The following is an 18,832-nucleotide window of genomic DNA, read 5'->3' as shown; positions in this document are numbered from 1 at the left end:
AACTGGCTTAACTAGACAGTGCCAGTTGAAATCAAGTATCAAAAAGAATACAACTGAGAAATAAAATGATTCGATATGTCCCCTGCTGGTCCCCTACTACTCAGCCTTGGAACCCTACTTCAGATGGCTGTATTAGTCGCCGCAGTTATCTGGGTAATATCTGATGCACGGGGTCACGGCAGTTCTCACCCTTTTGCTTGGAGTATTGCACCACTCACAGGCATTGTGCTCCTATACTACATAATCTGGTGGCGTCCCCGACACGATCGAACTCGTCCTCGGTCTCGCCGGGAGAATTACGCTGGAGCTATCGCTCTCAGCGGACTTGGAGGACTTACCATGAGTACGATTGCATTTCCCGCAGACCCAGTGACCCAAATGATCGTGTGGCCAGCAGCATTCTTGTGTTGTATCCCGCTTGCATACTGGTTGACAAAACGTACCCTACAGGAGACATGACCCCTACAAAAGTTTCATAGCTGATCGTGTATACTCGCACTCAACGCCTTCTGAGTGCCGCGAGAAAGCCGTCGAGCCATTTACAAACCGCATCGGCCCTATTCTCAGTACGACCTCAACAAACGATCAGCAGCAGATCATCTCAACAGAGTCGGTATCTCTTATTAAGTATCTCAGATATCGCAACGAAGGCATCTTCAATTGTTGCGCGATTCACATTAAACGTGGAGATAGACGCGACGATCTCGAGGGCATGGAGGACCGTTATCTGAACACCTGAGTCTCGACAGGCCATGTAGCCGCTTCCGATCATCGAACTCGGCCAATCGTCATGCCGCCAACTGTTTGTGCCCGTCTGAGTAGTTCTTGTGTACACTACTCACATTTCTAAATGAGAGAAACAACTCTGAGGTGACGCCGGCTTGTTCCCGTACTTGTGTGGGTGTGACCTCAGCTACAGGTTCTCCACCGGCGAGAAGGCCGATCCGGTCACACACCCGTTCGGCTCAGACCGACGGCACGGCCCGTGCGGTTCCAGTGGGACGACCACCAATGGTATCCCGTCGGGGTACGGTGGCTCACGACGAATAGCGCACAGACCTGCAAGATGCCGCCGTGGTGTCGCCGTGACACCAGCGAGCGGACGCTCCGAATTTCTGGAGTGGATGTCGATCCACTGGTCGCTCGCTGTTCGAACAGATAAGAACCCGGTTAGCCCTGAACCAGCTGTTCGGATAGACGTGTCGTCCATAATGGATAAGCGACCTGCGGTGACTTTTGAGAATATGCCCTCCGAACTAGGTCCACTTGCCCGAGAATTATCGCGCGCATATTACGAGGCCGCCTTCCCCGCACACGATATTTTCCATGCCAAGCGCGTACACGATGTCTCACAACAGCTCGCGGACAAGCACCCCGAAAGTGTTGATAGAGACGTACTCGCAGCAGCTGCGTGGTTTCACGATATCGGACGGCCACTCGAACGTGTCGGAGAGATCGATGACCACGACAGATGGGCAGCTAACGAAACCACAAACTTGCTTGAAGCTGAAGGCGTGAGGGCTGACCAGATTTCAGCCATCGAACACTGCCTCCGAGCACACAGCATCCGAGCAAGCTCTCCTGACCCAGAAACGATCGAAGCAAAGCTTCTCTTCGATGCTGATAAGCTCGATGCGACCGGTGCAGTCGGACTCATTCGACTCGCCTGTATCGTCGGCGAACGCTCGGGGCGTACTGGCGATCAGTATGCCGTTATCGATGACGCATCCACGTTCAGTACAGAATACGCCGACTTACCGGATATCGAACTCGTACGTGAATGGGCACGCGAGCGACTTGACGCGTTATATACTGAACAAGGCCGACGCCTTGGAGCGTCCCGGTGGGATTTTATGAAGGGCTTTTTCGAACAGTTCGCCCTCGAAACCACGAGGGCGTAGAACAGTAAAGGAGCTGTATTCAGCATCAGAGCCAAGAACCAATACGCGACTTATTCCAGATTTGTGATGCCCCGACTGAAGACATCTCTTATCGATGCGCTCGGCCTTGATGTTCCCACTGTTCAAGCACCGATCGGAAGGGTGATTGATGCGGAAGAGACTGACACAGTTCACTCGACACTGTTCGACGAAGGATGGCCAGCCGTGCCGCACCGGGTACTCGAAAACGAGACTGTCGCAGAATGGAAGGCGGCAGAACAACCTGCGATGGACCGACCGGGAGAGGGAGACGTTGTCGCGGAAACAGATGATGGGAATCCGGTACGGCGGTATGAGGATTCACTTGCAGTCCCCGATATGAGCGGAGATGTAGGGGAATTACCGCTCTATGCGGGTCAGAGTGTCGGGTTAACCCAAGAACTGCAACCAGCAGACGAGCTAGTGACGGCTCTCGCTGAGGAAACAGCCGAGGCGCTGGTGGGGGGTAACTGATAGATACACCCGCCGCCGATTCAGCACCGATTCGGCTCAACTTCAGAGGGATTTCACAACCTTGGTCCTCGCGCTGGAGATCAACCTGAACTGAGAGAATCGTTCCAGAGAGCGTCTTAGCATATTACGTACCGCCCCCATACCCATTGGGGTTACATAACGAACCATTTTGTACTCTCCCAGTTTGATAGTTAATTAGCTATGTGCGAGCGTTCCGACCTAGGCCCGAAGCGGGACGGGGAGCGAGTCCGAATTGGCACCGAGATGACTGTGTACTGTAGCCTTATGGACAAATAATGGTCACTTCCTTTCCTATCACCGATTCGTCGACTGTGTTACTCGTCGGTACTGACGACTGGCTCACGCGTTTCGCCGCGACGCTTGAGTCTCGGACTGACGCAACGGTACGGACAGTTGGCACCAAGGTAGAAGCGCTTGAAATGGTCCGAGAGCGGACCACTGACTGTCTCATCAGCGAGTACGTACTCGAAGAGGCAACCGGACTCGAACTTCTCAGAGACATCCGGACTGAAACCAGAACGCTTCCAGTATTACTCTGTACCGCCGCAGGGAGCGAAACCCTCGCTAGTGAGGCAATAAAAGCCGGTGTCACCGATTACGTCGCACTCACAGACCCGATAGAACAGACGGCAGATGACCTCATCGAACGAACTGAACGCGCCATCCGAACTGTACAGCGGTCGGCCACGAAACAGGAACGGGCCAGACAGTTCGACGCGATGTTCAACGATTCGCGGACCGCGACGTGGGTACTTGATCTGGATGGTTCACTCGCCCGCGTGAACGAAACGGCACGAGAGATGGTCGAAGCAGACGTTGAAACGATTGTTGGAGAACCCTTCTGGACGCTTCCGTGGTGGGCGGCCCCCGATTCAACGAACGCGGATGTACAACAAATCGTGGAGAACGGACTCGGTGGGAAACTCGGCAATGCCGTCGTCACACAGCCACCACACGTCGAGGATCCACGCGTCATCGATCTCTCCGTACACCCAGTCGAGAACGAGTGTGGTGACATCGTCTCGATCGTCGTCGAGGGCGTCGACATCACTGCGCGTGTCGATCTCGAACGCGACCTCCGTCAATCGGAGGAGCTCCATCGTGTCACGCTCAACAATATGACCGATACGGTTCTCATCACGAACGAAGACGGCGAGTACACCTACGTCTGTCCCAACGTCCACTTTATTTTCGGCTATACGGCCGAAGAAATCCACGAGCAAAGGACGATCGACGATCTCCTCGGTGCGGATCTCTTCGACCGTAAGGAGCTCGCAGAGGACGGAGTTCTCAAGAACATCGAGACGACTGCGACAGACAAGGCGGGTCGCGAGCACACCCTCCTCGTCAATGTTCGTGAAGTCTCGATTCAGGACGGGACGCTCCTGTTTAGCTGTCGGGATATCACGAAACGCAAGCAACGCGAGGAGGCGCTCGCAACCCTCCAAGAGACCGCCCGTGATTTCCTGTACGCCGAAACGCACCAAGAGATTGCCCAGCATGTCGTCGACGGCACACCCGGCGTTCTCGATCTGGATGCGAGTGCGGTCTATCTCTTCGATGCCGATGCCAATGAACTCCAACCCGCGGCCCGCTCGGCGACGATGAAAGAGCTCAACGGTCCGCTCCCCATCGTTCACGCCGACGGCGAAACGCTACCGAGTTATAGTTTCGTCGAGGATGAAGCGCTGTTCTTCGACGACGTTCACGGGGCAGACCGGCTCGAAAACCGGGCGACTGACCTTCGCAGTACAGCCTACATTCCACTCGGCAACCACGGCGTGTTCGTCGCTGGCTCGGACCGAGTCGGCGTTTTCGACGACGTAGCCCGGGAACTGGCAGACCTTCTCGCTGCAACCGCTGAGGCGGCCCTGGACCGCGTCACACGGGAGTCCAGACTTCGAAAGCAAGATCGCACACTTCAGGAGCAAAACGAACAGCTCACCGCGCTGAATCGCATCAACGAGACCATTCGAGAGATCGATCAAGCGCTCGTGCAAGCCGAGACGAGAGAGGAAATCGATCATACGGTCTGCGAGCGGTTGACCGGTGAGGACCGGTTCTGGTTCGCCTGGATCGGCACGATTGACCGGATAACCGACACCGTCGAGCCACGGGCCTGGGCAGGCAACGAACAGGGGTATCTGGATAGCCAATCATTCGCCATCGGCGAGCCAGGTGCAGAGCCAGCCGGCCAAACCGCGGCCACTGGCGACGTGACGATGGTGACAAACGTCGCTGCCAGGCTCCGTGAGGATCCGTGGCGGAAGGCCGCACTCGCTCGTGACTACCTTTCCGTATTGAGTATCCCTCTCGTCTACAATGACCTCACATACGGGGTGTTGACTGTCTACGCACCGCGTCAAGGCGCGTTCGACGACACGACGAAAGCTGTCCTTGCTGAACTCGGCGAGACCATTGCGTCTGCGCTCAGTGCTATCGAACGAAAGAATGCACTGCTCACGACGTCGATGACGCGTGTCGAGTTCGATATCGATGATTCGTCATTCATCCTCTCAAGGCTCGCTCAAGATTCAGAGTGTACACTCTCGTATCAGGGTGGCGTCCAGCAATCCACAGAGGGAAGCTACGTGTTTGTGACTGTCGACGACGGAGCGGTAACTGCCGTTGCCGACGCTGCCTCGAAGTTGGTCGGGGTTGATGAGGTCCAACAGATTAGTGTGGATGGTGAGGAGGGTGTGCTACGGCTTCGGCTCACACAGCCGTTTCTTGCCCTGGAACTGGCCGATCATGGTGCCGTCTTCCGCGAGGCGACTACCGACCAGACGTCCACGACCCTCATCATCGACATCCCGGATGGTATCGACGTCCGGACGATCACACAACTCGTCCGGGACACGTTCTCCACTGTCGAACTCCGTTCGAAGCAGGCTCTGGATCAGTCCTTGGAACGCGACTTGTACTCGAAGTTCCTTGAGAAGCTGACTTCGCGGCAACTCGAAGTCATTCAGACGGCATACTACAGCGGATTCTTCGAGTCACCACGCGAGAACACGGGCGAGGATGTTGCGGAGACACTCGGAATCTCCCCGCCGGCGTTTTATAAACACTCCCGGACCGTCCAGCGCAAACTGTTCGAAACGCTCTTCGAGGAGAACAACGTCTCAATTCCGTGACCTGAGGGGGTTGAATAACTAACCATGTCTTTTAGAGGTCGTTGGGTAATTAACAACCAGATATTCCCTTATACACCTATTACTCCCAGACAGAGTACCGATTCCCAGCAGGTACTCGTGAACTCACAATGAGAGATGTCGACACTGAATCAGACGAAGAAGCGCCCTACGAGTGCTTCGAGTGCGGAAAGATCATCATCGCGGAGGATAGCCCGGGCCAGTGTCCCGACTGTAGCGGCCCGATACGAAACCGACGAATGCCGCTCGAATGACTATAACATCGAAATCCGACACGGTCCACGACGAGTCGGGAGATTAGACTGAATCGGAATCGGCACTCGAAACCGCCCGCCGCCAGCGGCATCATGCTGCCAACCATCTCGATATTAACCCGCACATCGTCGAACGGCTCAGCTATCCTAAGAAGGTCCACGAGGTGGCAATCCCCATCGAGCGACTGGACGGCCGAAGTGTTCACGGGCTACCGCGCTCAGCGCGACAGTGTTAGAGGTCCGTATAAAGATGGGATTCGGTATTACCCCGCGTGACCAGCGACGAGTGTGTCGGCCTCGGCACGTGGATGGCCTGGTAATGCGCCGTTATCGGGTCAACCGAGACATCTCCGCCCCGGATACGGGGGCCGTCGGTTCGAGGATATCGACGCGCGTGGAAATGAGCGAAGAAGGGCCTTCCACTTCGACGCGCGTTCCGCCGGGATAGATATCTTCGGGACGAATTCCGACGGTTACCTCGCCATCCACGTCGACAGCCCCGATAGACGCCGGATCGAACGCGAGCGAGAAGTTCGCCGTCGAAAGCGAGTCTTCTGTGACCGTCGCCTCGGCGAATTTTATCGAGTGAGCCGATGAGGCCCGCGACGAACAGGTTCGCCGGCTCGTTGTGACTTTGACGCCGGTTACTCCGCCGTCTACTCCGGGACCGGTACTTATTCGACTCGGCCCGAAACAGCACCGCATGAGTAACAGCTCGCTCGGCCGCCGGCGCGATTTCCGGGACCTGTTCGACCAGCTTGACGGAGTCGCGCTTTGGACGGTGTCCACCCCCGGCGAGTTCGACTACATCAGTGCCGGCTTCGAAGCCATCTGGGGGATTCCCCCCGATGACGTCGTGGATGACGTCACGCGGTTGCTCGACGGCATCCATCCAGAAGACCGCGACCGGGTGCGACGGAACATCGAGGCCTCGGCCCAAGGGGCCCACGACGAGGCGTACGAGGGTCGTGTCGTCCGACCAGACGGGTCGGTTCGCTGGGTGCTGACGCGACAGGTGCTCCTCCGCGATGACGATGGCGACGTCTCGGAGGTCGTCGGTATCTGTACGGACATCACGGAGCAGAAACGCCGGGAGCGAGAACTCGAACTGCTGAACCGAATCGTCCGCCACGACATCCGCAACGATATGGGAATCGTACTCGGCTGGGCCGAGATGCTCGAAGACCACGTCGATGCCGGCGGGAGCCAGTACCTCCAGAAAATCCTCGACAGCGGTGAGCACGTCGTCGAACTCACCGAGGTCGCGCGCGACTACGTGGATACGATCGCATCGAACGACAGTCTCACCGTCGAGTCGGTCCCGCTTCGCTCGGTCCTCGAAACCGAGCTATCACTTCGCGAGGAGTCTTTCCCGGAGGCGGCGTTCGTAGTCGAGGGAACGCTCCCCGACGTCGAGGTCGCCGGGAATAGCATGCTCAGTTCCGTGTTTCGGAACCTCCTGAACAACGCCGTCCAACACAACGACAAGGACGCGCCTCGCGTCGAGGTCTCGTGTACGGCCCGAGCGGACGACGTCGAGATTCGAATCGCAGACAACGGGCCGGGAATCCCCGACGACAAGAAAGACGTCGCGTTCGGGAAAGGAGAGCGAGGCCTCGGGAGCCCCGGGACGGGCCTCGGGCTCTACCTCGTCGACACTCTGGTCACGCAGTACGGCGGGTCGGTCCGGGCCGAAGACAACGAACCGACGGGGGCCGTCTTCGTCGTCGAACTCCCGCGCGCCGACTGACTCGACTGCGGTTTCTGTGGTACAGTACGACATCGCCCTTGGGGTGGGGACGCCGCGCGACGTCGCCGTGAGGGCAGAAGAAGGCGGTGACGGGCTGGAGATTCACTCACCGCCGAGGCGCGCCGGTGGGACGACACCCGGCCGGCCGAGTCGGAAGCGATCACCGACTTCGACCTCCTCGATCACGTGCGGGTACTCGAACGTCGTCGCGGCCTTCGAGAGTGCGCCGGGGTCGGCGTGAATCGACCGCCAGCGCCGCCAGTGCTCGGGAATCAGGCGGTCGATGCCGAGCGCGTTCGCGGCCTCGACGATCTCGTCCGCGTCGTTGTAGAGTTTGCGCGTGACGACCTCGCCGTCTTCGACGAGGCGGGCGTCGGTGCCGTAAGATAGCATTCCGAGGTCGATGTCGAACTCCGAACCGGTCTCGTGGAACGCCTCACAGGGTCGGTTGTCGCCGCCGTGAAAGACGGTGCCCGTCTCGTGCTCGATAACGTACGTCACCGTGCCGTCCGCGTCCGGGTCGTACCCGCCTCTGACGTGAACCGTGAGGTCGCCGACCTCGTAGCTGTCGCCGGGTTCGACGACCGTCCGCTTCGCCTCGTCGATTGCGCTCACGTCGAAGTTCTCGTAACACTCGGCGGGCGCGTGGACGGAGCCGCCGTGGTCGAGGAGCGGCCCGAACGAGGGCGGCCAGAAGTGGTCGCGGTGGTCGTGGGTGCAGAAGACCGCGTCGCAGGCGTCCGCCCACTGCGGCTCCATCGGCACCGGCGACATCCGCGCGACGTACTCGCGGTCCCGCTCGGTACTGAAGTAGGGGTCGATGTAGATGGCGGTCTCCGGCGTCCGTATCGCCCAGCCGGCGACCCCGAGATACCACAGCGAGACCCCTTCCTCGACGTCGACGCCGTTGAGTTCCTCCCGGGCCCACCATTCGCCCCAGTCGCTCGTAATCGTCATCGTACGCTCCGCGCCGCGCTGCCGGGTTCGCCGTGATCGTACATGTGACAGCGGTCCGCACGGGACCTGTAAAAACTTCCGGCGCGGCGAACACGCACCCCGATGCTGACCCGAACAACGGCTTCTCCGTCGAGACGCCACGTGACGCACACTCTTTCGTCGTCCCTCTCGGGTTGACCGCTACGAAGTGCGTCCCCTCGCGCTCGCACTTATTCCAGTAGCGAGAGGAACGTCCGCCACGCGGCAGAGGCGGTGTTGCGGCTGTTCAACGGCGACTCCATCATCCCCCTCACGTTCAAGTCCTCAACCGCCACGAGGTCGTACTCCCGAGCGTAGCAGTTCGAGAGCTTGTGCAAGACGTCACGGCGCTTCCGTCGGAGGTCCGCATGATACTCCGCAACCCGACGCCGTTGTTTCCTGTAGTTGTTCGACCCGTGTTGCCACAGTTGCCTACAAGCTCGACACCATAGTTGTCCGTGAACCCGCTGATGACCTCGTGAATGAATTGGGTTCGGTCAATAATACCCTACTGCATAGACACTCCGACTGCGCGGGCCTGTGGGCTTGCCACCGAATTGTGTATGAGAACTGTGCAGCGTTGACGAGACGCTTGCGTCTCGTCCGCACACAAGAGCTCTGCTCTTGTGAACGCTGTATCCCCCCGATCGCGCCTCCCATTCGGTCGGCGCTCGCTGAGGAAGGGGGCTTAGCGCCTCAATTCAGCTAAACTGAACCGTATCATGTGACAGTACTCACGTCGAGACCGTTCACCTTCCTCCTCGGTGGCGCTCTCCTCCCTCGAAACAACGGCACTGATGACTTATTTTCTGAGCCAGAAAACCAGCGTTGGCGGTTATACCATCGGGCCTCTTTCTCTCACCCATGGGAGTCCTCCAAGCCCTCAGACGGACACCGGGTGCGCTCAAGCGTGCTCCGGGTCTGTTGGTCCCACAACTGATCGTGTTCGTGCTGCTAGTACCCCAACTGCTGTTGCAGTCGTCGTACCCACTCATCTCGACGTTCTACTCGTTGGGCATCTCCGCAGTTCTCCTCCTCGTGACACCCTTCATCCAGGGCGGCATGTTCGGGATGGCGGACGAGGCCCTTACCACCCGCAGCTCGCTATCACGTTTCATCGCCGACGGGAAGGCCAACTATCTCTCGTTGCTGATCGCCTACGTACTCTTGCTCGTCGTCAACGGTGTCATCGGTGCAGTCGGCGTTGCGGCTGGCTTCGGGGCGTTCCTGGCTCACGGCTCCATCGGGACGGTGTTTATCGGTCTGGTGGCCATTGCGGGGTTCCTGTATCTCGCCGTGGCGTTCTTCGTCCAGTTCTACGGCCAGGCCATCGTCATCGACGGTGCGTCCGCAATCGACTCGTTCAAGCGGAGTTATCGCGTCGTCCGGGAGAACCTTCTGGCGACGTTCGGTTACATGCTTCTCACAATGGTCATCGGCGCGCTTTCCGGCGGTGTCTACGCCGGCGTCTCGCTCTTGGCTAGTCCCGAGGCTGCTTCGACGGCTGGCCTGCCGACGCTCTCGACGCCCCTACTCATCGTCGTGGGGGTCCTCGCGGCGGTCATCGGTAGCGTCGCGTCGGCGTTCATGCTCACGTTTTCCGTCGCCGTCTACGACGAACTGACCGGGTGAACTACGGCGCACTACGCAGCCGTTCGTTCGCCCTCAAGAACTCTGTTCCCGTCTGGTGGAACAGATTATTGATCTTCTCAGCGTAGCGGTTTCGACGGATTTCCTGTCTCGAAAGCGCGCATCGGCCGCAAGATGTGTATTGCGACGAACGAACTTTGGCCGTGTCCCGCGACGTTGCCATTTCATGGAAGGTGTTTGCTTTCTTCGTTCTCTTTCCACCGGCGGCTATCGTTGCGATTGTGTTCTTTCCGTTGACGTGGCCGTCTCGTACTGTCTATAACTGAGACAAATCTCTCAAGAGACACGTTCTCTGTCTGTCGGACGACTTCCGGGAGTATCACCTGTTGGTGGATACAACGACGCCACATCTCCGCGACTACAGGCACTATCGAGCGGAACTCGAATCGATAGCAGCGGCTCAGGATCGGCTATAAAGCGAATAGAGGATACAGACCAGCCCGACGACTTCGATGAGTCTGTTCAGTATGGGGGCGTAGTACGTGTACACAACCGGGCCGAACCCGAGCGCGGTTCCGGCCGATGCGACCGTCAACGATACCACGAACGGCACGACCGTGAGGAGGACCAGTCCGACCGCGAGCCACAGCATCGGCTGGCTTCGATTGCGTCGGTACCCGCGGTAGGCTTGAAAGACGATGGCAAGGCTGAGAACCAACGCCAGCAACGTCACCGCCAGCAACACGAGGTAGTTCACGTACAGGTCCATGCTGGGTTGAACCATCTCAGATTCCCTCCCAGAGGTCGGTGAAGCGGTCGGCCGGGTCTTCGGCCCGCCCCGTGTCGAGACTCACTGAGATGTCTCCCTCGTCCACTTCGACGGTGAGACTGTCGAGTCGTGCCTCAAAGATGCTGTAGTGGTGGCCGTTCTCACCGATTTCGGTCCGTTCTGCGAGTAAGTCACAGTTGATGAGCCTCTCCGTGCGCCGGTATATCGTGGGCAGGGAGGCATCACATCGATCGCTCAAGGTTTTGGCGGACATCGGTTCGATGCTCGTCTGAGCGAGGATTGCACGCGCGTACTCGTCATCGAGGAGCGCGAAGATTTCCTCGGTGGAGGGATCCTCACTCACGTCGGATACTTCAGGGCGGAGTAATTAATACCCTCTACTCTTTTTCCAAACCAGAAAGTCGACGGCCCCAATTTAGCGTCTCGCTGTCATCGTCCCACGTGCCGGTCCCCGTACCGGCCCTCCTGCCATTGCTCCAAGCCCCGGGCCTGCACCCCCCGCACGCGATATTTTCCGAACCAGAAAAGCACCCCTGGGTTTGAACTCACGGCACGAAGAATCGCGGTGCATGGTCCTCCACGTCCGACAGATCGTGTCCGACGGACTCGGACGCGTTCTCACGCGAAATGGCGCGCTCCTCATGACGACCTTCTTCGTTGCAACCGTTCTCCAAAGCGTGTTTGTCTGGCTGTTGGCGACCACGTACGTCCCGCTCGGGATGCCAGGAGCGGCGTCACCACCAGGGACGCCGGCACCCGGGACGGCCCTCCCGTCGCTGGTATCAGCGAGCGCCGCACTCCTCGGCGGGCTCACTGGGGGCGTGCTGACGGTACCGATACAGATCGTTGCGGTTCGCTCGCTCGTCGACGACGGACGCGATCACCTCCCGGAACAGCTGGTGTTTCGAAATCTTGGATGGGCGACACTGCGGCTGTTCATCGCCACGCTACTCAGGGTGCTGGCCATGTTCGTTCTGGTATTCCTCGTCATGATAGTCGTCGTCCTCGGGGCTATCGGGGTCTTCACCGTGCTTCCCGAATCACTGCAGACGACACTCGTCGGTGCGTGGTACACACCTATCCTCGTTGTTCCAGCGATATTGGTGGTTCTGCTGCCAGTCGGGGTCGTCCTGTTGACGTTTGCGTTTGTCGACCAAGAGATCGCCGTTCGCGACGCGACAGTCCCGACGGCATTCGTCCAAAGTTGGCGCACCGTCGCTGGGAACCGCCTCCGACTGGGTGCAGCCCTCATCGTTCCCTACGGAATCAATATAGCGTTCAGTATGTTTCTCGGACAGGTCATGCCGGATGCGACGTTCAGTTCACCGACCTTCTTACTCACTCAGGTGGCACTCTCGGTGGAGTCTTCGGTCATCTCGATCGTCATTCTCGGTATTACCTCGCAGGCGTGGATCCAACTAACCGGTGTTGACGGTCCGCTAGACGACTACTGGGCTGGTGGGACAGAGGATTCAAAGCTCTCTGGCGAGGGAGCAACAAAGAACGCGGTCGAGTGAACTGATAGAGAGCGCTCGACGAGCGGGTGTTCGAGCCGTCGGCGACGACGCGGCTGACACCTATTGCGTCGAGTACACACCGCTGTCCGGCGGTGTGGTGACTGACGAATGGACTGTATTCGGGGGGTGTCGGAGTGCAAACAGGCTTGTAGCTGCAACACGTGAGAAATTCACAATGTCATGATCCCGAACTGGCAACTTCTTCTATCTGTAATTGCCATCGTGTTTGGTTATGCCGCCAGTGGGCTAATCCAGAATAATCGAATAGCTGACGTTGTATATCGGGTTTTACTCAGTGTCGGGATACTTTCGACAATATACGTACTTATAATATATTGAAGTCCTGCAAACAATCGATACTGTGTTGAGAAACGTGCTGGAATGTTCCCACAGATTCGCGCTGTACAATAGCCGTCCGCGATTCTGGTTGTATAACAGTAGACCCGATTTCACGGGTGACTGTTGCACGTGACAACGTTGCTTACTAACCAGAGAATACCACGCTGTTCGTCAAATGAGCTGATTTTGATGTGTACGAACTGCAGTACCCGTATCGAACACGTATGTACAAACTAGCATGACGTCATCGGTCTCTGAACGTGACGCTAACCGTCTCCGCTGGTTGGGTAGTTAACGACGGAATCACGTTGAGGCTCTCATCGGCTGACTTTGTTAATCGGAACTCCCTCAATACATTAATCAAGATCAGTTTTGCTTCTAACCTTGCAAATCTCTCACCTACACATCGGCGTGGACCTGCAGCGAACGGGAAATACGCACCTGTCGGCACTGATTTTTCGAACTCCTTCGACCACCGTTCTGGATTAAACTGTGTCGGTGATTGATACCAACGAGAATCCCGGTGAGCAACCCATTGATTGAGCGCGATAATGGACCCCGATGGGACATGGAACCCGCTCAGTTGGTCGTCCTCGATGGGTTGGCGAAAAATCCCATAGACTGGGGGGTACAAGCGTAGCGACTCCTGTATTACTTTGTCGAGTTCGGAATACTCGTTGTTGTACCCGAAGAAGTAAGAAAACGGCTTCTCTCGGACCTCACGCGCCACAGTCTCTTGGACTTCCGGATGTCGCGCCAATAAGTCACCAGTAAACGTGAGCATGAGCGCAGTTGTCTCGTAACCAGCGAGTAACAGCGTCACGATTTCGTCTCTGAGGTCTTTCGTGTCCCAGTCTTCGTCCGACTCAAGGAGATAGTTGAGGACCGTTGGCCCGTCGATATCTCCCGCACGGTGAGCCGCTATTAGGTCCTCGACGGCGGAATCAAGCGTGCTAATCGCACTTCTGTATGCTCCGTTTTCAGGGGTCGGAATCCACTCTGGAAGATACAGGTACGTTTGGCTGATGCGTTCGAAATGTGTTAAGATTCGCTTGAAGGCGGGTTCTAAGTCCCAGTCTTCTGTGGAAAGGTCGACTCCAAAGAGTGCATCCACGATAATATTGAGCGTGAGATGCTTCATCTCCTGTTCTAAGTCGACTGTGTCCCCCGCCGAAATCCGCTCGATCGTCGACAGGGTGTGTGACGTGATTACTGACTGGTACTCCTCCATCCGTTTCGGATGGAAGACAGGCTCGGTTCCTTGGCGCTTGGCTCACCACTCCTCACCTTCAGCGATGACAAGCCCATTGCCGAGAAGTGACCTCGTTACCATTTTTTGGAACCCACCTTTCTCGTAGTTCTCACTATTCGTGAGAAGGACCCGTTCGATATCGTCCGGCTCTGTCGGAAGGATGAGTCGCTGCCCAGCAACTCGAAGCTGGACGACTGGACCGTATGCTTCGTTTAATTCCGTGAACCAATCGAGCGGGTCACGACGGAGGAATTGATAGGTGTGCCCGACAATCGGAGGAGAGGGTGGCTCAGGCGGTGTTTCCCGAGTACGCGAGCGGGTATCGTGGTGACTCATACGACTACTTCACCTCGTGGAGTCGGGCTTGTTGTCTGCTGCTCATCGTCAATTCTCTACGAGTTGGTACCGAGTCGTATCCGCTTTGAACGACTCATACTGCTCACGCGCCCACTTGACGGCTTCCGATGCGGTGTTCGTCAACATTCCCCGTACGCCACCGTGTTGATGGACAGTTATCCCAGCGACCTCCCCGTCTACTCCTTCCATGATCCAGAGTGCGTAGGGGAGTTCGTCATCCGTGACAAGGAGAACCACCCGTCCGGAGTCTATCAATTCAGTAAACGACTCTCGGTAATCAACCAACTCAGACAGAACGCCCTCGGATACGATGATCTCTGCTGTGCATTGCGTCTCTCGAACAGCAGCCTCAACATCGTCGATATATGATTTGAGAACGACAGGTGCAAGGCCGACCATCCTCTCAGACTGTCGCAACCGCGCAGTACTCGAACTGAGCGCAGATTCCGGGAACTGTGGATCTGCCGTCGAGACCGTCACTTGACGAAGGAACACTGACGGGAGCTCTTTCAGATTTGGATTTTTATTTAGTATATCGCTAGCACGCTGCACGTCGTGTATCTTATCGAGATACTCCTGTCGAATATTTAGTGAGGCTCGCCCGAGTGGGGTCGTTCGATATTCTCGATTATGAGACTCGACGCAGTCATACTGGAGTAACTCCGTGATCGCCCGGTCGACGGTCGACCGCGAACAGTCGACTGACTCGACAAGTTCCGGTTTCCGCTGCGGTTGCTCGTTAAGCGTGTGTAAGATCTCAAACCGCTTCGCAAGTACCTTCGAGAAATCAGAACCCATCAAGCCAGTCATGATAATTCTAAGTCAAATTTCGCCAACACTAAAACGTCAGGGTTGGCGCAGTCGATATCCGACATCAAATAAATTATATTAACAGACCGAGTGCGAACGCTGCGTTCAAGAACGTCGCAACGTAGGCCGTATTGAACCGCTGTGCCGTAATGTCTGTTTGTTCTTTCTCGGTCTGTTCTCGTACTCGATAGTAGAGCCACACGTAACGGCCAGCAACGAGAAACATCGCAAACGCACCTCCCAGGGCGTGGAGTATGCCTGCACCAACGCCAGCCATGGCCGTACAGATTGCTGACAGTAGTATGCTCGCTGACACTCCAAAGTTCTGTGTGAACGTCCGTATTCCTGCTTGCCGGTCATAGTACGTATCTGCGGCTTGATGCAGTGTATGATACCCAAACGTATAGAGAAAAATAACACCGAGAGCGGTAGCCGCATACTCAACTGATGGGTCCCCTGCTAGTATGACGAGCGGAAGGACGACGAACCCGACATCGGTACCCGTCGTTACGAGGTGGTTCAGTATCCCTCGCTCCTTAATTCGGGGCGGGTATGAGTATACGAACCCAGATATCGAAAACAGGGCACCGACAGTAGCGAACAGAAGTGACGACGTCTGTAGTGAGACCCACATCCAAAGAAACAGACCAGCTGTGAGTTCAATAACGAGGATAGTATGCGCACTCTCGTATCCGATTTCATCGACTGCGGTCGCGTTCTGTTGTTTCTCAGGATTTTCTTTGTCAACGGCATAATCGTGCAGGACGTCTGCGACTGACGCCTGCATTTTCGTTAGCATCGCCGCACTAAATGTGGCTGAGATCTGTATCAAACTCTCTATTTCGAGGCCTAAATCTAGCCGTGAGCGAGCAATTGCAACGGCGAGGAGGGCATACGCTACGTTATACCCTACTGTTTCAGGCAGTCGATTGATCTGCGAAAACGCCCATACTTTCGTTGAATATCTGCGCTCGGTCTGCCCGTGTTTTGCTAACCATGATGACATTATCATCAAGTGGCCCGCAACATCATATTACCACATTCATTGGTGACATCATCACTGTCTAATAAATTGGAACGAAGGTCCTTCCGAATGTCAACAGTGAACAGTTCCGACAGAGTCAGCGATCTGGCCACTAATTACATACTCCCGGTGAGCGCGCCACCGGTCCCGCGGACGGTCTCGGTCATCGCTTCGAACACATCAGTCGACTCGTCGTACTCCCGCTGCCATACGAGGAGACATGTATGAAATGACAGTTATTTTCGGTCCCGTCAGCTGACCAGCGTCACCCCAATCACGCTCCCGACGCCGTAAGTGAGGACCGCAGCGGCGAGGCCGATACCGACCTGACGCAGTCCGGAGAAGAGCACGGAACGTCCCGTGAGGAGCGTGATTCCCGCCCCGATAACGAACAGGGCAACCGCGCTCAACACGAGGCTCGCACCCACGGCGACCAGTTCGCTCAACACGAAGTACGGAAGTACCGGGACGATGGCTCCAAGCGCGAAGAGGACGAACGACGTGGTGGCCGCTTCCCAAGCAGAGCCACCAAGTTCCTCCGGATTAATTCCCAGTTCCTCGCGAGCGAGCGTGTCCAGCGCCATCTCCTCGTCGGCGATCAACTGCTCGGCCACCTCTCTGGCGCGTTCTTTCGAGAGCCCTTTCGCCTCGTAGATGAGCGCCAGTTCTTCTGCCTCTTCTTCGGGGACTTCGGCGAGTTCTTCGGCCTCGATTCCGATCTGTCGTTGGTAGAGTTCCCGAGAGCTCTGGACGGAGAGCCACTCGCCCATCGCCATCGACCCCGACCCAGCGAGAAGTCCGGCCAAGCCGGTAATCAGAATCGCCGTCGAATCTAATGCCGCGCCGGCGACGCCCATCACGAGACTGAGATTTGAAACGAGACCATCGTTCGCGCCGAGCACTGCGGCACGGAGGGCATTGCCACTGGTCGCTCGGTGGCGGCCTTCGAGTCGGGCGAGGACCTCTCCCTGCGCACCCCGCCCGGGAGCTTCCGCGATGGCCGCTAGGAGACGATCATGCGAGCGTTCGTCGGCCGCCATCCCGGTTCCCATGACCTCCGGTTGGATCGCGTAGTCGTCCGCGCCGATGGCTTCCCCCGCTTTCATCGAGGAGATCACAAATCCCGGCCCGAATCGACCGGCCAGCCATGCGAGTGTTCTGGCTCTCCGGGACGGGTTGGCTTCTCCCGGGTCGGAACCGGCCTCGCGAATCTTCTCTGTCCAGAAGTCTGCGTGGGCTCGCTCCGCGTCGGCAAGTCGCCGATACACTTCTGCGACCTGCGGTTGCGATTCGGCGTCAGCCATCGCCGCGTAGACCGTCGCACTGTCGAGTTCGTCTTGCCGATTGCGACGATAACGTTCGATATCCTCCGAAGGAGCCATATAGTGTAATCGCGCTGTGAGGACTTAGTGGTGCGCTCAGTACGCCACGGGAGCGTTCTGACCACCGTATACCTCCCCAGCAAGTAGCTGTGCTATCTTGCCTCGTGACCGGGTTCAGACATCGTCGACTCCGTGGAATCGGCGTGCGCGCGAATGTACGCACCCACGTAGCCACCCACCGCACCCAAGCCGGCGTTCCAGAGCACGCCGAGAGGGACGATGAAAAGCAGGACGACGGCTAGCTCCACACCCCCCGGAACACCGAACCCGCCTGCCGGAGCCGTCCCGAAGAACACGGCGACCCCAAGGCCGAGTACGAGGAGGAACGGGATGCTCGCTATCGCGCCGGAGATGGCCCCAACTCTCGCACCTCCTACCGGAGGTTCGCGCTGAAGGTAGCCAGCCACGGCCCCACCAATCGCCGGCGAGACAGTGGTGAACGCGAGAACGATTGTGACGACAGCACCGATGACTGCGTTTCGAAGCGTCTCTGTCTTGCTCATATGTATCGATTCGTCAACGAGAGAGATATATACGAACGCTCGCTCTCCTGATACGAGATTCACTCACGTCGAAAGCAAGTAGTCCGGCCCGCAGCGAGAGAGTCACACAATCAGCGGTGGGGAGGGAATCGAGAGAGCCCCAGAACGAACAACGGAGGACCTTCTCCGAGAGCCAGTCGGTCGCCCAGATGATGTCGCTCGACGTCCTTGGACTCGAACTCCGAAGTAGACGAAACCTGTGGGAACACACACCCCTCGTCCAGAGTGAAAACGGTCGAAAGGGTGGGGTACTGTCCACGGGAAACGGAGGTTTGTGAGGGGAGAAAAACGACGAACCCACGGAGAGAGCCTCTGAAACGGAGATTGACGACAGAATGTAAATAAAAAAGGCGAGTAACGCTTCGCGAGACACAGACGAATGGCAGTTCGTCTTACTTAGTAGGGAGAATATACTTGGCGGACTATACGGATTTATAGGATATAAAACTTTCATATAATACTAAAGAATGTGACTAGTTGCTGGTTCGAGTCGGTTCTACGGGTGTTCGACAGCAGCGTTCCTACGTCTGACCCGGATTCACGGCGTTTTTAGTCGGTCCAGTCGTTCGATTCTCGTCAACCACCGGACTCTCTTCGTTTCAGTTTCACTCTTGACGAGGGGTGGGTGGGTCTCATCTCGTCGTGGTTTGAATGTGATGATTTCCTCGATATTCCATATTC

The 18,832-nt window shown here is 57.1% G+C and carries 14 protein-coding genes and 5 pseudogenes; 8 read left to right on the top strand and 11 right to left on the bottom strand.

What is annotated here, in order from left to right; translation table 11 throughout:
* Nucleotides 1–1,244 precede the first annotated feature (1,244 nt).
* The 5 genes and pseudogenes from ATB1_RS07785 to ATB1_RS23105 form a co-directional block, all read left to right on the top strand.
* The gene (locus ATB1_RS07785; protein WP_042663163.1) at nt 1,245–1,901 is read left to right on the top strand and encodes an HD domain-containing protein; all 657 of its coding nucleotides are present in this window, start codon (nt 1,245–1,247) and stop codon (nt 1,899–1,901) included.
* Nucleotides 1,902–1,967: 66 nt separating this feature from the next.
* Nucleotides 1,968–2,393, top strand: coding sequence for a hypothetical protein (locus ATB1_RS07780; RefSeq protein ID WP_226908770.1), 426 nt, complete (start codon nt 1,968–1,970; stop codon nt 2,391–2,393).
* Between the two features lie 296 nt (nt 2,394–2,689).
* Entirely contained in the window at nt 2,690–5,551 is a 2,862-nt protein-coding gene (locus ATB1_RS07775) for a bacterio-opsin activator domain-containing protein (RefSeq protein ID WP_042663121.1), read from the top strand.
* A gap of 128 nt (nt 5,552–5,679) precedes the next feature.
* Nucleotides 5,680–5,823 carry a rubrerythrin-like domain-containing protein gene (locus tag ATB1_RS21500; protein ID WP_128081438.1) on the top strand — a complete coding sequence of 48 codons (144 nt, stop codon included), beginning with the start codon at nt 5,680–5,682 and terminating at the stop codon, nt 5,821–5,823.
* A pseudogene (locus ATB1_RS23105) lies at nt 5,820–6,140 on the top strand (Glu/Leu/Phe/Val dehydrogenase dimerization domain-containing protein); the annotation flags it as partial. The gene ATB1_RS21500 and the pseudogene ATB1_RS23105, both read left to right, overlap by 4 nt.
* Nucleotides 6,141–6,195: 55 nt before the next feature.
* On the opposite strand, the pseudogene ATB1_RS24365 reads toward ATB1_RS23105, so the two are convergent.
* A pseudogene (locus tag ATB1_RS24365) lies at nt 6,196–6,454 on the bottom strand (ABC transporter ATP-binding protein); the annotation flags it as partial.
* A 72-nt stretch (nt 6,455–6,526) separates the two neighbouring features.
* Between ATB1_RS24365 and ATB1_RS07765 the strand changes: the two are divergent.
* Nucleotides 6,527–7,573, top strand: coding sequence for a PAS domain-containing sensor histidine kinase (locus tag ATB1_RS07765; RefSeq protein ID WP_042663118.1), 1,047 nt, complete (start codon nt 6,527–6,529; stop codon nt 7,571–7,573).
* Nucleotides 7,574–7,675: 102 nt separating this feature from the next.
* On the opposite strand, the gene ATB1_RS07760 is transcribed toward ATB1_RS07765, so the two are convergent.
* The 3 genes and pseudogenes from ATB1_RS07760 to ATB1_RS21490 form a co-directional block, all read right to left on the bottom strand.
* Nucleotides 7,676–8,530 carry an MBL fold metallo-hydrolase gene (locus tag ATB1_RS07760; RefSeq protein WP_042663117.1) on the bottom strand — a complete coding sequence of 285 codons (855 nt, stop codon included), beginning with the start codon at nt 8,528–8,530 and terminating at the stop codon, nt 7,676–7,678.
* A gap of 94 nt (nt 8,531–8,624) precedes the next feature.
* Nucleotides 8,625–8,970 (bottom strand): annotated as a pseudogene (locus ATB1_RS20530) (RNA-guided endonuclease InsQ/TnpB family protein); the annotation flags it as partial.
* 14 nt (nt 8,971–8,984) lie between these two features.
* A pseudogene (locus ATB1_RS21490) lies at nt 8,985–9,047 on the bottom strand (IS200/IS605 family transposase); the annotation flags it as partial.
* A 425-nt stretch (nt 9,048–9,472) separates the two neighbouring features.
* Here ATB1_RS21490 and ATB1_RS07755 point away from each other — a divergent pair.
* A complete protein-coding gene (locus tag ATB1_RS07755) occupies nt 9,473–10,180 on the top strand; it encodes a hypothetical protein (RefSeq protein WP_052367872.1) in 708 nt (235 codons plus the stop codon).
* A 418-nt stretch (nt 10,181–10,598) separates the two neighbouring features.
* Here the strand turns inward: ATB1_RS07755 and ATB1_RS07750 are convergent, their stop codons facing one another.
* The gene (locus ATB1_RS07750; RefSeq protein ID WP_042663115.1) at nt 10,599–10,922 is read right to left on the bottom strand and encodes a hypothetical protein; all 324 of its coding nucleotides are present in this window, start codon (nt 10,920–10,922) and stop codon (nt 10,599–10,601) included.
* A gap of 1 nt (nt 10,923) precedes the next feature.
* Nucleotides 10,924–11,271: a helix-turn-helix domain-containing protein gene (locus ATB1_RS07745; protein WP_042663114.1), complete on the bottom strand. Its 348-nt coding sequence runs from the start codon at nt 11,269–11,271 to the stop codon at nt 10,924–10,926.
* A gap of 226 nt (nt 11,272–11,497) precedes the next feature.
* Between ATB1_RS07745 and ATB1_RS07740 the strand changes: the two genes are divergently transcribed.
* A complete protein-coding gene (locus ATB1_RS07740; RefSeq protein ID WP_042663111.1) occupies nt 11,498–12,445 on the top strand; it encodes a hypothetical protein in 948 nt (315 codons plus the stop codon).
* 583 nt (nt 12,446–13,028) lie between these two features.
* Here ATB1_RS07740 and ATB1_RS07735 read toward each other — a convergent pair.
* The 5 genes and pseudogenes from ATB1_RS07735 to ATB1_RS07715 form a co-directional block, all read right to left on the bottom strand.
* Nucleotides 13,029–14,372: pseudogene (locus ATB1_RS07735) on the bottom strand (cytochrome P450).
* Nucleotides 14,373–14,420: 48 nt separating this feature from the next.
* Nucleotides 14,421–15,203 (bottom strand): winged helix-turn-helix domain-containing protein, encoded by a 783-nt coding sequence (locus ATB1_RS07730; protein ID WP_042663110.1) that lies wholly within the window; start codon nt 15,201–15,203, stop codon nt 14,421–14,423.
* Between the two features lie 73 nt (nt 15,204–15,276).
* Nucleotides 15,277–16,209: a UbiA family prenyltransferase gene (locus tag ATB1_RS07725; protein ID WP_082256346.1), complete on the bottom strand. Its 933-nt coding sequence runs from the start codon at nt 16,207–16,209 to the stop codon at nt 15,277–15,279.
* Nucleotides 16,210–16,478: 269 nt separating this feature from the next.
* A complete protein-coding gene (locus ATB1_RS07720) occupies nt 16,479–17,609 on the bottom strand; it encodes a VIT1/CCC1 family protein (RefSeq protein ID WP_042663109.1) in 1,131 nt (376 codons plus the stop codon).
* 92 nt (nt 17,610–17,701) lie between these two features.
* On the bottom strand, nt 17,702–18,112 hold the full coding sequence (locus ATB1_RS07715; protein ID WP_052367865.1) for a DUF5518 domain-containing protein: 411 nt from the start codon (nt 18,110–18,112) through the stop codon (nt 17,702–17,704).
* Nucleotides 18,113–18,832: the final 720 nt, after the last annotated feature.

Source organism: Haloferax sp. ATB1 (assembly GCF_000730175.1).
This window is presented reverse-complemented; position numbering and strand designations above follow the sequence as displayed.

Coding starts and splice junctions, on each gene's coding strand:
- ATB1_RS21500 (WP_128081438.1), top strand. CDS start 5,680: ATGAGAGATGTCGACACTGAATCAGACGAAGAAGCGCCCTACGAGTGC.
- ATB1_RS07725 (WP_082256346.1), bottom strand. CDS start 16,209: ATGTCATCATGGTTAGCAAAACACGGGCAGACCGAGCGCAGATATTCA.
- ATB1_RS07780 (WP_226908770.1), top strand. CDS start 1,968: ATGCCCCGACTGAAGACATCTCTTATCGATGCGCTCGGCCTTGATGTT.
- ATB1_RS07775 (WP_042663121.1), top strand. CDS start 2,690: ATGGTCACTTCCTTTCCTATCACCGATTCGTCGACTGTGTTACTCGTC.
- ATB1_RS07730 (WP_042663110.1), bottom strand. CDS start 15,203: ATGACTGGCTTGATGGGTTCTGATTTCTCGAAGGTACTTGCGAAGCGG.
- ATB1_RS07715 (WP_052367865.1), bottom strand. CDS start 18,112: ATGAGCAAGACAGAGACGCTTCGAAACGCAGTCATCGGTGCTGTCGTC.
- ATB1_RS07785 (WP_042663163.1), top strand. CDS start 1,245: ATGCCCTCCGAACTAGGTCCACTTGCCCGAGAATTATCGCGCGCATAT.
- ATB1_RS07720 (WP_042663109.1), bottom strand. CDS start 17,609: ATGGCTCCTTCGGAGGATATCGAACGTTATCGTCGCAATCGGCAAGAC.
- ATB1_RS07760 (WP_042663117.1), bottom strand. CDS start 8,530: ATGACGATTACGAGCGACTGGGGCGAATGGTGGGCCCGGGAGGAACTC.
- ATB1_RS07750 (WP_042663115.1), bottom strand. CDS start 10,922: ATGGTTCAACCCAGCATGGACCTGTACGTGAACTACCTCGTGTTGCTG.
- ATB1_RS07740 (WP_042663111.1), top strand. CDS start 11,498: ATGGTCCTCCACGTCCGACAGATCGTGTCCGACGGACTCGGACGCGTT.
- ATB1_RS07765 (WP_042663118.1), top strand. CDS start 6,527: ATGAGTAACAGCTCGCTCGGCCGCCGGCGCGATTTCCGGGACCTGTTC.